This is a genomic window from Janthinobacterium sp. KBS0711 (genome assembly GCF_000988085.1).
Lineage (GTDB): Bacteria > Pseudomonadota > Gammaproteobacteria > Burkholderiales > Burkholderiaceae_D > Janthinobacterium > Janthinobacterium lividum_E.
Window position 1 is genome coordinate 436,105 of the sequence record NZ_LBCO01000033.1, and the last position, 13,557, is coordinate 449,661.

Annotated in this window: 10 protein-coding genes and 3 tRNA genes; 10 read left to right on the forward strand and 3 right to left on the reverse strand. The window is 58.9% G+C overall.

Features of this window, described 5'->3' with window-relative positions; translation table 11 throughout:
• Nucleotides 1-47: 47 nt before the first annotated feature.
• A tRNA-Leu gene (locus tag VM94_RS20595) sits at nt 48-130 on the forward strand.
• A gap of 69 nt (nt 131-199) precedes the next feature.
• Here the strand turns inward: VM94_RS20595 and VM94_RS20600 are convergent.
• The gene (locus VM94_RS20600) at nt 200-1,759 is read right to left on the reverse strand and encodes a hypothetical protein (protein ID WP_138829185.1); all 1,560 of its coding nucleotides are present in this window, start codon (nt 1,757-1,759) and stop codon (nt 200-202) included.
• Nucleotides 1,722-1,904 carry a hypothetical protein gene (locus tag VM94_RS20605; protein WP_046685127.1) on the reverse strand — a complete coding sequence of 61 codons (183 nt, stop codon included), beginning with the start codon at nt 1,902-1,904 and terminating at the stop codon, nt 1,722-1,724. Before VM94_RS20605 ends, VM94_RS20600 begins: the two co-directional genes overlap by 38 nt.
• 600 nt (nt 1,905-2,504) lie before the next feature.
• Between VM94_RS20605 and tig the strand changes: the two genes are divergently transcribed.
• The 8 genes from tig to VM94_RS20645 all read left to right on the forward strand — a co-directional run bounded on the left by tig (nt 2,505) and on the right by VM94_RS20645 (nt 11,815).
• The gene (gene tig / locus VM94_RS20610) at nt 2,505-3,845 is read left to right on the forward strand and encodes a trigger factor (protein ID WP_046685568.1); all 1,341 of its coding nucleotides are present in this window, start codon (nt 2,505-2,507) and stop codon (nt 3,843-3,845) included.
• Between the two features lie 84 nt (nt 3,846-3,929).
• Nucleotides 3,930-4,547 (forward strand): ATP-dependent Clp endopeptidase proteolytic subunit ClpP, encoded by a 618-nt coding sequence (clpP, locus tag VM94_RS20615; protein ID WP_374106865.1) that lies wholly within the window; start codon nt 3,930-3,932, stop codon nt 4,545-4,547.
• Nucleotides 4,548-4,747: 200 nt separating this feature from the next.
• A complete protein-coding gene (clpX, locus tag VM94_RS20620) occupies nt 4,748-6,016 on the forward strand; it encodes an ATP-dependent Clp protease ATP-binding subunit ClpX (RefSeq protein ID WP_010398446.1) in 1,269 nt (422 codons plus the stop codon).
• 277 nt (nt 6,017-6,293) lie between these two features.
• Nucleotides 6,294-8,705 (forward strand): endopeptidase La, encoded by a 2,412-nt coding sequence (gene lon, locus VM94_RS20625; RefSeq protein WP_034751007.1) that lies wholly within the window; start codon nt 6,294-6,296, stop codon nt 8,703-8,705.
• Nucleotides 8,706-8,909: 204 nt separating this feature from the next.
• A complete protein-coding gene (locus VM94_RS20630) occupies nt 8,910-9,182 on the forward strand; it encodes an HU family DNA-binding protein (protein WP_010398442.1) in 273 nt (90 codons plus the stop codon).
• Nucleotides 9,183-9,307: 125 nt separating this feature from the next.
• Nucleotides 9,308-9,384 (forward strand) — tRNA-Asp (locus VM94_RS20635).
• A gap of 17 nt (nt 9,385-9,401) precedes the next feature.
• Nucleotides 9,402-9,478, forward strand: a tRNA-Asp gene (locus VM94_RS20640).
• 411 nt (nt 9,479-9,889) lie between these two features.
• A complete protein-coding gene (locus VM94_RS20645) occupies nt 9,890-11,815 on the forward strand; it encodes a SurA N-terminal domain-containing protein (RefSeq protein ID WP_046685569.1) in 1,926 nt (641 codons plus the stop codon).
• A gap of 219 nt (nt 11,816-12,034) precedes the next feature.
• Here the strand turns inward: VM94_RS20645 and VM94_RS20650 are convergent, their stop codons facing one another.
• Nucleotides 12,035-12,724, reverse strand: coding sequence for an arylesterase (locus tag VM94_RS20650; RefSeq protein ID WP_082127818.1), 690 nt, complete (start codon nt 12,722-12,724; stop codon nt 12,035-12,037).
• On the opposite strand from VM94_RS20650, the gene VM94_RS20655 reads away from it, so the two are divergent.
• Nucleotides 12,723-13,475 carry an ABC transporter ATP-binding protein gene (locus VM94_RS20655; protein WP_046685128.1) on the forward strand — a complete coding sequence of 251 codons (753 nt, stop codon included), beginning with the start codon at nt 12,723-12,725 and terminating at the stop codon, nt 13,473-13,475. The two genes, VM94_RS20650 and VM94_RS20655, sit on opposite strands and share 2 nt — an antisense overlap.
• Nucleotides 13,476-13,557: the final 82 nt, after the last annotated feature.

Here is a 13,557-nt window from a genome sequence, read left to right on the forward strand (position 1 = left end):
AAAATCAGGGAAGCAGTTTGTAGCAAGTAGCATACAGTAGTAAAAATGCGGATGTGGTGGAATTGGTAGACACGCTGGTCTTAGAAGCCAGTGCTTCGGCTTGGGAGTTCGAGTCTCCCCATCCGCACCAATCCGGGTTGTTCCAGCCCGGACGTGCAGCACCATCAAGATATTCTCCAAAGCATTCAATTCAATTCAATTAAGCTAGTGCACCCAGTGCGCCCATTTGTCGGCTCGACTGTTGCACCATCTGCGCAATCAATGCCTGCGCCTGCGGGTAGCCGCTTCTTTCCATCAATTTGTCATCTTCAGTCAGCGGCCACAGCGCCTGCAGGACGCGTTGCCGTGCCTGCGGCCAGTTGTGCTCTTGCGCCTGTGTTGAGGGAGGCAGTTCCTTGCCCAGCAGGTGCAGCGCCTCGCGCGTCTGCGCCAGCTCTTGCTCTGCCTGCGCAGCCAGCGTATCGCTGCGCGGTGGCGGCTGCAGCGCCAGATAAGTATCGAGTTTGCGGCTCTGGCGTTCGTACAGGTCGAGTAGCAAATGCAAGGTGGCGCCGCCTGGCCGCCGTTGGGTGTCGAGCGCATCGAGCACGTCGAGCAGCCAGTGCGTCATCTGCCGCCCGGCCAGTCCCAGCTCCGGCCAGGTGGTACGTTGCAATTGCTCGCCCAGGTAGCGGGCGCGATCGATGGCGCGCCGGCTGCCGCTCATGTGCTGGCCGATGGGGCCGTACTGGGGCGCCAGCGCCGCCTCCTGCTGCTCGGCCAGCAGGCACAGCAGAGCCAGGTGGACATACACATGAAAGGCGGCCAGGGTGCGGTGGGCATCCCAATAGTGATTGCCATCATCATCGGGCGCATTCCACAGCGAGCAGACCTTGGCGCCGTCCTCGCGCGCATAGTCGGGCGCCAGCAGGCTGTGGCCGTGGCGGAAGTCGTAGAGTTTCTGATGCAGCGACTCGTGCAGCAGGTGCTCGGCCAGCCACCAGGGATTGCCGATCAGTTCCTGGTTCAGGAACACGCTGCCATTGACGCGAAATTGCGAGCTGGACGCCTTGCCGCGCCACGTGCCCAGCTTGGGAAACAGGGCGATCAATTGCACGTGATAAAGCGCGCTGGCCGTCAGGCGGGGCAGCAAGGTTTCCAGCAGGCCCAGCCCGCGTCGCAGCAGTGCCCGTTCCTGCGGCGTGGGCGTGGCCAGTGGCGCGCCGTAGTTATCGTCCATCACGGCAAGGAAGGCCGCCGCATACGGCGTGCCCTGATGCCAGGTATGCCATATATAAGTGTCGTTGTCCTGCGGTGCATGTTCGTCGTACAGGCGCGCCATGTCGGGCAAGTGCGCCGTCAGCGGCCGGCCGGGCAAGCCCGCGCGCAGATGTTCGTCGGCCGCCAGGAACAGCGCCGCGCATTGCGGCAGGGGCAAGCCGTATTCGTCGCCGAGGTGCAACTGGCGCATGGCGTGCTGGACGGCGCAGCGCAGTACCGTGTCGCCCAGCAGCTGGCGCTGGCGCGCGGGTGGCGCCCCATCGAGCCGGCTGGCCAGCCGCGCGGCCTCGGGCAGGGCGCTGCCCAGCTTGTGCAAGCGCCGCCGGTAGGCGACTGCCAGCTGGTCGCGGATATAGCCGCTGTCGCCAAAGGCGCGGTGGGTCGCCAGCGCCGTTTCCACGGCGGCCAGTACGTCCGCCTCCGGTGGCGCGGCGCGCACGGTGGGCGCGGCCACTGCCGGCTCAGGCGACGGTAGGGTGGTCGTGGTCGTGGTGTCCATCGCCCCGCATGCGCAATTCCATTTCATCGACTTCCGTCTGGATTTTTTGCAGGTCGTCGTCCGTGACGCCGTCGAGCAGGCGGCTGAGGACCATTTGCAGCTTGGCTTTGGCGTTGCTGGAACTGCCGGGTGTGCTATCGCTCATGATGTTTTCTCCCTTAAATTCACTTGGAGAGGGCGTGCGCGGCTTAGGTTTGCCTGAAAAATGGCCAAATTGAGGTAAATCAAAGGTTTTTTGCCCGAAATCTTCGCTGTGAGCGCATTTCTTTGTTTCGGACGGGGCGCCAGTTCGCATATACTAATGAACGAAGCAGGCTGGAAAGCCTGTCTCTGGCGAAATAAAGAATGCCGGGGCAAGAGTAAAGACAGGGCACTCCCAGGCTGTGGCGACTCGTTCGCCGCCGCTGGTATCCTCTGTGGCCGGGCTGCAAAGCCAGCCACTTTCCCGAAGTCCTTTGTTATAATGCCACGCTTTACCGAATGATGGCCGGCCCTGCATATACCTAGACGCATGGCTGGACGCTCGGAGCCCTGTCGCAGTACTGGAAGCGGCGGATTGTTTGGTGCCTGGTGCGGGTTTTTCCTCAGCCGGGTAGACCAGGTCCATCGTCCTGTTTTCAGTACTTTTACAGATGAATATGCGAGCGAGTGAAGCTGGACCCATGTCTTGCCGCCAGTGATGGCGCAAGGGGTCGGGTCTTCTTTTCTCGCACCAACAGTGTTTATTTTTTGGACGATTTTTTACATGGCAACTGCAGTCGAAACCTTGGGCAAACTCGAACGTCGTATCACGATCTCCTTCCCGCTGACGGACGTCCGCACGGAAGTTGAGAAGCGCCTGAAAGTGCAAGCCCGTACGGCTAAGGCACCGGGCTTCCGTCCGGGCAAAGTGCCGTTGAAAATGGTCGCAGCACAATACGGCTACCAAATTGAATCCGAAGTGCTGAATGACAAAGTCGGCCGCGCGTTCAACGACGCCGCCAACGAAAACAATCTGCGCGTGGCCGGTTTCCCGAACATCGTGCCGAAAGAAGAAGCAGCCGAAGGCCAGCTGGCTTTCGACGCAACGTTCGAAGTGTATCCGGAAGTCGCCATCGGCGACCTGACGGCCGTTGAAATCGAAACCGTGCAAGCCGACGTGTCGGAAGCCGAAATCGACAAGACCATCGACATCCTGCGCAAGCAGCGCGTGCACTTCCACACCAAGGGCGAAGCTGGCGAACACGGCGACGGCGGCGAGGCTATCGCTGCTAACGGCGACCGCGTGACCGTCGATTTCGTCGGCTCGATCGACGGCGTTGAATTCCCAGGCGGCAAAGCTGAAGGCTACGCTTTCGTGCTGGGCGAAGGCCGCATGCTGCCAGAATTCGAAGCAGCGACCCTGGGCCTGAAAGTGGGCGAGTCGAAGACCTTCCCATTGTCGTTCCCTGAGGACTACCATGGCAAGGACGTTGCCGGCAAAACCGCATCGTTCACCATCACGCTGCAAAAGCTGGAATGGGCGCACCTGCCGGAAGTCGATGCCGAATTCGCCAAGTCCTTGGGCGTTGCCGATGGTGACCTGGCCAAAATGCGCGAAGACATCAAAGTCAACCTGCAACGCGAAGTCGCTGGCCGCGTGAAAGCACGCAACAAGGAAGCCGTCATGGACGCGCTGATCAAAGTTGCTGAGCTGGAAGTGCCAAAAACGCTGATCGCTCAGGACTCCGAGCGTCTGGCCGAAATGACCCGTCAAGACATGGCGCAGCGCGGCATGAACGTCAAGGACGTGCCTTTCCCAGCAGAACTGTTCGCGGAAAAAGCCGAGCGTCGCGTACGTCTGGGCCTGATCCTGTCGCAACTGGTGGGCGACAACAACCTGCAGGCAACGCCTGAGCAAGTCAAGGCGCAAATCGAAGATTTCGCCCAAAGCTACGAAGATCCACGCGAAGTGCTGAAGTACTACTACAGCGACCGTCGTCGTCTGGGTGAGATCGAAGCCCTTGTATTGGAAGAAAACGTCGTCACTTACGTGCTGGGCCTGTCGAAAGTCACGACGAAAGCAGTTGCTTTCGACGAACTGATGGGAAGCAACGCACAAGCGTAAACCAGTTGGTATTGGGATGCCATCATTGCTGAAAAGTATTGATGGCTTCCCCTAACTGCTTCACAAGGAAATGAAATGACAGGTATGAACCGTAATCCGGCGCTGGACACAGAGATGCTCGGCCTGGTGCCGATGGTGGTGGAACAAAGCGGTCGCGGCGAGCGCTCGTATGATATTTACTCGCGCCTGCTGAAGGAACGCTTGATTTTCATGGTCGGCCCGGTCAATGACCAGATGGCCAACCTGGTTGTCGCCCAGCTGCTGTTCCTGGAAAGCGAAAATCCGGAAAAGGAAATCTCGCTCTACATCAACTCGCCAGGTGGTTCGGTCTCGGCCGGCATGGCCATCTACGACACCATGCAGTTCATCAAGCCGGACGTCTCGACCCTGTGCACGGGCATGGCTGCTTCGATGGGCGCTTTCCTGCTGGCCGCTGGCGCCAAGGGCAAGCGTTTCTCGCTGCCGAACTCGCGCATCATGATTCACCAGCCGTCCGGTGGTTCGCAAGGCATGGCGTCCGACATCGAGATCCAGGCGAAGGAAATCCTTTACCTGCGCACCCGCTTGAACGGCATCATGGCCGAGCGCACGGGCCAGTCGATCGAACAGATCGCCAAGGACACCGACCGCGACCGTTTCATGTCCGCCGACGAGGCCGTTGAGTATGGTTTGATCGACAAAGTGTTGACCAGCCGCGCTTGATGAGCCCCTACCGGTATTGCTAAGCATGTAAGTAAACGCCCGGGCGATCAAACGTTCGGGCGTTTCGCTTTTATTTCGGGTAGCATGGAGCTTGTGCACGTTGTTGACTTGCGCCATGGGTAGCCGCCTTTATGGGCGGCAACCATCATCCGGCTTGCGATTTTGCAATATTGTTAATGCAGTTCCAACCAAAATGCCTTATGTCAGACAAAAAATCCTCTAGCGGCGAAAAATTACTGTATTGCTCGTTCTGCGGCAAAAGCCAGCACGAGGTGAAGAAACTCATCGCCGGCCCGTCCGTATTCATATGCGACGAGTGCATCGACTTGTGCAACGACATCATCCGTGATGAAACGTCGAGCATCGAGACGGTGACCGGTACCAAATCCGACCTGCCGACGCCGCAAGAAATTGCCGCCTTGCTCGATCAGTACGTGATCGGCCAGCAGACTGCCAAGCGCATCCTGTCGGTGGCGGTGTACAACCATTACAAGCGCCTCAAGCACCTGGGCAAGAAAGACGACATCGAACTGGCCAAGAGCAACATCTTGCTGGTCGGTCCTACCGGTTCGGGCAAGACCCTGCTGGCACAGACCCTGGCGCGCATGCTCAACGTGCCGTTCGTGATCGCCGACGCCACCACCCTGACCGAAGCCGGTTACGTGGGTGAAGACGTGGAAAACATCATCCAGAAGCTGCTGCAAAGCTGCAACTATGACGTCGAGAAAGCCCAGCGCGGCATCGTCTACATCGATGAGATCGACAAGATTTCGCGCAAGTCCGACAATCCGTCCATCACGCGCGACGTGTCGGGCGAGGGCGTGCAGCAAGCCTTGTTGAAATTGATCGAAGGCACGATGGCTTCCGTGCCGCCACAAGGCGGCCGCAAGCATCCGAACCAGGATTTCGTGCAGATCGACACGACCAACATCATGTTCATCTGCGGCGGCGCCTTCGACGGCCTGTCGAAAGTGATCGCCAACCGCTCCGAAAAGAGCGGCATCGGCTTCTCGGCCACGGTGCGCAGCAAGTCGCAAAGCTCGGCCAGCGAACTGATGCTGCAAGCGGAACCGGAAGACTTGGTCAAGTTCGGCCTGATTCCGGAACTGGTCGGCCGTCTGCCCGTCATCGCCACCCTGGCGGAATTGACGGAAGAGGCGCTGATCCAGATCCTCGTCGAGCCGAAGAATGCGCTGATCAAGCAGTATTCGAAGCTGCTCGAGATGGAAGGCGCGGAACTGGAGATTCGCCCGGCCGCCCTGCATGCGATCGCCAAGAAGGCGCTGGCGCGCAAGACCGGTGCCCGTGGCCTGCGTTCCATCCTGGAACATGCTTTGCTGGACGTCATGTACGAACTGCCGAGCGAACAAAATGTGGTGAAGGTCGTCATCGACGAAAATACCATCACCAGTGGCGCCAAACCTTTGTTGATTTATCAAGAGACTGCCAAGGCCTCCGGAGAAAATTGATTACTGCTGAGACAAATGCATAAAAAGGGTTTTGATTCCTTAATGCATGGCAGTACAATTTAAATCAATGAGTGCAGGCTTCAATCGGAAAGCCACTCGCGGCGCTTAGCTGCGCGTGGCTTTTTTTACTGTGAAAACTGCATTTATTACCGTCATGCGGGTGTGTTTTGCGAAATAGACAGAAAAATGTTTGTTTCACAGAATTATTTATTCTCGCCGGTCTTGTGTTTTGGCAGCGAGCGCCAACATCGTAAACACGCTTTCTATAAGGTACGCCATGACAACTTCCAAATTAACTGAGCAAACTCAACTGCCGTTATTGCCGTTGCGGGATGTCGTCGTTTTCCCGCATATGGTGATACCGCTGTTCGTTGGCCGTCCAAAGTCGATCAAGGCGCTGGAAGCTGCGATGGAGCAGGGCAAGAGCATCATGCTTGCCGCTCAAAAAGCAGCCGCGAAGGACGAGCCGTCTCCTTCGGATATCTATGAAATTGGCTGCGTCGCCAATATTCTGCAAATGCTGAAGCTGCCCGATGGCACCGTCAAGGTGCTGGTCGAAGGCGCGCAGCGTGCCCGTATCAACCACATCAGCGATGCGCCGACGCACTTCATCGCCGACCTGACGCCGCTCGAGTCCGAGCCGGGCGACGAGTCGGAAGTCGAAGCCATGCGCCGCGCGATCGTGCAGCAGTTCGACCAGTACGTCAAACTGAACAAGAAGATCCCGCCGGAAATCCTCGCTTCGCTGTCGGGCATCGACGATGCCGGCCGCCTGGCCGACACGGTGGCCGCGCACCTGCCGCTGAAACTTGAGCAAAAACAAGTCATCCTGGAAATTTTCAGCGTGGCCAAGCGCCTCGAGCACCTGCTGGGCCAGCTCGAAGGCGAGCTCGACATTCTGCAGGTGGAAAAGCGCATCCGCGGCCGCGTCAAGCGCCAGATGGAAAAGTCGCAGCGCGAGTACTACCTGAACGAGCAAGTCAAGGCGATCCAGAAAGAACTGGGCGAGGGCGAAGATGGCGCCGACCTCGACGAGCTGGAGAAAAAAGTCGCTTCGGCCAAAATGCCGAAGGAAGCGCTCGACAAGGCCACCAACGAGCTGAAAAAACTCAAGCTGATGTCGCCGATGTCGGCCGAAGCCACCGTCGTGCGCAACTACATCGACACCCTCGTCAATTTGCCTTGGAAAAAGAAATCCAAGGTCAACAACGACCTGTCGAATGCGGAAAAAGTGCTCGAAGGCGACCACTACGGCCTCGACAAGGTCAAGGAACGCATCCTGGAATACCTCGCGGTGCAACAGCGCGTCGACAAGCTCAAAGCCCCGATCCTGTGCTTCGTCGGTCCTCCTGGCGTCGGTAAAACCTCGCTGGGCCAGTCCATCGCCCGCGCGACGAACCGCAAGTTCGTGCGCATGGCCCTGGGCGGCGTGCGCGACGAGGCCGAGATCCGCGGTCACCGCCGCACCTACATCGGCTCGATGCCGGGCAAGATCTTGCAATCGCTGTCGAAAGTCGGCGTGCGCAATCCTCTGTTCCTGCTCGATGAAGTCGACAAGATGGGCGCCGATTTCCGTGGCGATCCATCATCGGCCCTGCTGGAAGTGCTGGACCCGGAACAGAACCACACGTTCTCCGACCATTACATCGAAGTCGATTTCGACTTGTCCGACGTGATGTTCGTGGCCACGTCGAACTCGTACAATATTCCGCCAGCCTTGCTTGACCGCATGGAAGTGATCCGTCTGTCCGGTTACACGGAAGATGAAAAGACCAGCATCGCGCAGCGTTACCTGCTGCCGAAGCAGATCAAGAACAATGGCTTGAAGGAAGAGGAAATCTCGGTGGCCGAGTCGGCCTTGCGCGACATCATCCGCTACTACACGCGGGAAGCCGGTGTGCGTTCGCTCGAGCGTGAAGTGTCGAAGATCTGCCGCAAGGTGGTCAAGATGCTGCTGCTCAAGAAGTCCGACAAGAAAGTCATCGTCAACTCGAAGAACCTGGATAAATTCCTCGGTGTGCGCCGCTATGATTTCGGTGTCGCAGAGAAAGAAAACCAGGTGGGCCAGGTGGTTGGTCTGGCATGGACGGAAGTGGGCGGCGATCTGCTGACCATCGAAGCCGTGTCGATGCCGGGCAAGGGCGGCATTATCCGCACGGGTACCTTGGGCGACGTCATGAAAGAGTCGATCGAGGCAGCCCGCACGGTGGTGCGCAGCCGGGCACAGCGCCTGGGCATCAAGGCGGACGTGTTCGAGAAGAGCGACATCCACATCCACGTGCCGGAAGGCGCGACACCGAAGGATGGCCCTTCGGCTGGCGCGGCCATGACGGTGGCGATGGTGTCGGTCTTCACGGGCATTCCCGTGCGCGCCGACGTGGCGATGACGGGCGAGATCACCTTGCGCGGCGAAGTATTGCCGATCGGCGGCCTGAAAGAAAAGCTGCTGGCGGCCCATCGCGGCGGCATCAAGACGGTCCTGATTCCCGAGCAGAACGTGAAAGACCTGGCCGACATTCCGGACAACGTCAAGAACAAGCTCGAGATCGTACCGGTGCGCTGGATCGACAAAGTGCTGGAAATCGCTCTCGAACGCATGCCTGAAGCGTTGGCGGACGTCGCTGCGGTGGAGGCTGTCACGGCCGCCGCGGCCAAGCCTGATGCAGCCGGCGAGGTAGTAAAACACTAACGTTTTACCCCTGTTTTCCCCAAACAAGCGCTTTTAGAGCGCTTGTTTTATATTGAAACGTGAATTGCGCCCCCAAAGCGCTTGACACATATACAGTGTGGCTTGTTTAATACGCCTGCACATTTTTTTCGCCGGACAGCTGTGGTGCCAAAAGTGCCGCAACGATACGGTAAACGTTTTATACCTTTGTAATTGGGGATGCTAGTGAACAAGACTGAATTGATCGACCACATTGCTGAAAAAGCTGACATTTCCAAAGCCGCCGCTGCGCGCGCACTCGACGCTGTTATCGGCGGCGTGACGGAAACTTTGAAAAACAACGACAGCGTGACGCTGGTTGGTTTTGGCACTTTCTCGGTCAGCGAACGCGCTGAGCGTACCGGCCGCAATCCGCGTACCAAAGAAGCGATCACGATCGAAGCTGCAAAAGTTCCAAAATTTAAAGCTGGTAAAGCTTTGAAGGATGCTGTAAACTAACGGACTTCGGTGAGGTGACAATCACCGGAGACATTTGGCGGCGCCTCCGGGTGCCGCGATTTCAGGGTTGAAGTTCTACGAATCGCAACCCTGGATGCAAATGCAAGTAGTACTGTGTATTTTTCGGAGTGGTAGTTCAGTTGGTTAGAATGCCGGCCTGTCACGTCGGAGGTCGCGGGTTCGAGTCCCGTCCGCTCCGCCAAAAAAATACGCTCTTAAGGAGTGGTAGTTCAGTTGGTTAGAATACCGGCCTGTCACGTCGGGGGTCGCGGGTTCGAGTCCCGTCCGCTCCGCCAGAATATAGAAGCCCGCGCTGCTGAATAAGTAGCGCGGGTTTTTCTTTTCCAGCGCCAGATTATCTCGGCGCGCCTGCTTTTTAAAATTCTCTCCTGCCGTTTTGAATAAAAACACCCGCATTTAAATCCGCTTTAAGCTGCGCCGGGTTAAATGCCCGGGCCCTGCGCCTTGCCCGCCATGCGGCGCCAGGGCAGGGCGCGCGCCCTGATTTACTCTTGCTATAGCGCTATGGGCATTGTAGAATCAGGAGATAATGGCTTGGGCGTCAGAATCCTGCTTTAGTTCCAGCGCCAAGTTGTTGAATCTAAAGGGGAAGTGGACATCTGTCCCGTCCATTCCGCCGAAGAAATCAAGGCGAACGCATGTTCGCCTTTTTTTATAGTGATCCACTCATCCCGAATTGGCTGACCATGTTTGAATTTATTCGTACCCATCGACGCTTGATGCAGTTTCTCCTGATGCTGGTCATCGTCCCGTCTTTTGCACTGGTCGGTATCAGCGGCTACCAAAGCTTCGGCGATGGCGCGAACACCATCGCCAAGGTCGGCGACCAGGTCGTTACGCAGCAGCAATATGAAGAAGCGCAACGCCAGCAGATCGACCGCTACCGCCAGATGATGGGCGAGCAGTTCGACCAGAAAATGTTTGACACGCCGGAAGCGCGCCAGAGCATCCTCGATAACCTGATCGCCGAGCGCGCCGTGGCCGCCGAAGTGGGCCGTAGTCACCTGGTCATCAGCGATGCCGTGCTGCAAAAGGAAGTACTGGACATTCCAGGCTTGACCTTGCCTGACGGTAAATTCGACCTGGAACGCTACAAGTCCATGCTGGCCGCCCAAGGCATGACGCCGCAGATGTACGATGCGCGCCGCCGCAGCGACCTGGCCCTGCAGCAACTGGCCGGCGCCGTGCAAGGCACCGCGTTCGCGCCGAGCACCGTCTCCAAGCGCCTGTCCGACATCACATCGGAAGAGCGTGAAGTGCAGGAACTGCTGCTGCCGATCGCCCAGTACGTGTCGGAAGTCAAAGTGACGGACGCCATGATCAAGGCTTTCTACGACAAGAACAGCAAGTTCTTCGAGATCCCGGAACAAGCCAAGGTCGAGTACGTCGTGCTGGACGACAGCGCCGCCGGCGAGCAAGTCGACGTCACCGACGCCGACGTGACCGGCTACTACGCGAAGAACCAGAAAGCCTACACGACGGAAGAAGCGCGCCAGGCCAGCCACATCCTCGTAGCCGTCAAGAAAGATGCATCGGCCGCCGACAAGGCAGCCGCCAAGGCCAAGGCCGAAGCCATCCTGGCGGAAGTACGCAAGGCGCCTGCCAGCTTTGCCGCCGTGGCGAAAGCCAAGTCGGAAGACCCGGCGTCCGCGGAACAGGGCGGCGACCTGGGCGTGATTGGCAAGGATGGTTTGCCAGCACCGCTGCTGAGCGCTGTCGCGAAACTCAAGCAAGGCGAAATCAGCGATGTCGTCGCTTCCGATTTCGGCTTCCATATCCTGACCGTCACCTCGCTCAAGCCGCAGCATGTCCGTGCGCTGGACGAAGTACGCGGCGAAATCACGGCCGACCTGCGCAAGCAATTTGCTGCCAAGAAATACTCGGAAATGGCCGAAACGTTCACCAACACGGTCTACGAACAATCGGACAGCCTGAAGCCGGTGGCCGACAAGCTGAAGCTGAAAGTGGAAACCGTCGCCAACCTGTCGCGCACACCATCGCCAGCACTGGGCAAGGCGCCGTTCAACAACGCCAAGTTCCTGACCGCCATCTTCTCGAACGACTCGTTGAAAGACAAGCGCAACACGGAAGCCGTCACCGTTGCTCCTAACGTGCTGATCGCCGGCCGTGTGGTGGAATTCAAGCCTGCCTCGAAGCGTCCGCTGGCCGAAGTCGAAGCGATGATCCGTCAGCGCGTGACCCTGGAAGAAGCGGAAAAACTGGCCAAGAAAGCGGGCGAGACCAAGCTGGCCGCCTTGAAGGCTTCGGGTGACGCCACCGGTTTTGGCGCGGCGCAATGGGTATCGCGCAGCAAGCTTGACGGCATCAACCGTGCCGCCATCGCGCAAGTCATGAAAGCGGACACGAGCAAGCTGCCAGCCTATGTGGGCGTGGACCTGCCAGCCCTGGGCTACGGCATCTACCGCATCGCCAAGGTGCAGCAGCCAGCAGAAGTGGATGCAGCGCGCCGCCAGCAAGAGAAAGACCAGATCAGCGGCATCCTGGCACAACAGGAAATGTTTGATTACGTCGAATACCTGAAAGCCAAGGCCAAGGTGAAGATCGTCAAGCCGGTGACCGCTCCGGTTGCTGCAGCGCCGGAAGCGCCGTAATCAGTTTTAGTCCATAAGAATAGCCGCTCTTGAGCGGCTATTTTTTTGTCTGTGGAATGTGCGTGCCATGGACCTGACTAGGATATGCAGCATAAAGCTGGGCTCAGTCGCTTCGCGATCGGGATATGCCCCACTGGGGCATATCCCCCCGGCGGGTCTCGGCGACCCCGTCTGACCCCAGATTTTTGCCTCGGGCTAGAGCTAACGTCAACAACTGGCTTACTTGGCGTTCAGCAACGGCGCCAGCCGCGGCCAGATATTCCTCAAAATCGTCGGATGCGCCTGCGCATTCGGGTGCATGCGGTCGGCCTGGAACAGCTGCGGCTGGTCGGCGATGCCTTCGAACATGAAGGGGACCAGTGGCGCCTTCCATTCCTTGGCCAGCTTGCCGTACACGCCATAAAACTGCTCGCCATAGGCGCGGCCATAGTTGGGCGGCATGCGCATGCCTACCAGCACCACCTGCGCACCCGATTTTTTGGCTGCCTCGCCCATGGCGCGCAGATTCGCCTCGGCGGCCGCCACGGGCAAGCCGCGCAAGCCGTCGTTGGCGCCCAGTTCGATCAGCACGACATCGGGCTGGTGCTTGGCCAGCAGGGCGGGCAGGCGCGCGCGGCCGCCGCTGGTGGTCTCGCCGCTGATGCTGGCGTTGACGATGCGCGTGTCGTTCTTTTGCGCTTGCAGCCGCTGTTCCAGCAGCGCCACCCAGCCCGTGCCCCGCGCCAGCCCATACTCGGCCGAGAGACTATCGCCGAGCACCAGCAGCGTTTTTGGTGCAGAATAGGCGTTCGTCATGCTCGATACCAGCAGCAGGGCTGCCGCAGGAAGCAAGGACAGGGTGCGCCGCCGCATGCGGCTGCTGCCCTCGACACTTATTTGTTCACGAAATTTTTTAAGATAGATCAGCATGCCCGAATTCCCTAAAGCGACTTCCACCAGTTTTCTCCCGTCCGACGCAGCGGCCCAGCGGCCCGCCGCACCCAACAGCCAAAATGCCCAGCCGGCCATCGAAGTGGTCCAGCTGGCCAAGCGCGTACCCGATGCCGATGGTGAGCTGACCATCCTGCATCAAGTCGATTTTACCGTGCAAACGGCGGAGACGCTGGCCATCGTCGGCGCTTCCGGTTCCGGCAAGTCCACCTTGCTGGGTTTGCTGGCGGGACTGGACACACCCAGCGAGGGCAAGGTCATCCTCGACGGCACCGATATCTTCGCCCTCGACGAAGACGGCCGCGCCGGCTTTCGCAAGGAAAAGCTCGGTTTCGTGTTCCAGTCTTTCCAGCTGCTGGCCCATCTGACGGCGTTGGAAAACGTCATGCTGCCGCTGGAATTGCGCGGCGACCCCGATGCGAAGGAAAAGGCGCAAGCCATGCTGGGCAGAGTGAACCTTGGCAGCCGCCTGAAGCACTATCCGAAATACCTGTCCGGCGGCGAGCAGCAGCGCGTTGCGCTGGCGCGCGCGTTCGTCACGGAGCCGCCGCTGCTGTTCGCCGATGAACCGACGGGCAGCCTCGATGCGGCCACCGGCGAGGCCGTGATCCAGCTGATGTTCGAGCTGAACCGCGAACGCGGCTCGACCCTGGTGCTCGTCACGCATGACAGTTCGATTGCGGCCCGTTGCGGGCGGACGATCACGATTGCGGCCGGCCGATTGGTGTGATTGCTGGTGGTAGTTGTCGGATTACGCGTGCCGCTAATCCGACCTACCCGACCTCCGAGGTGTCGCTTGGATTAGCGCAGCG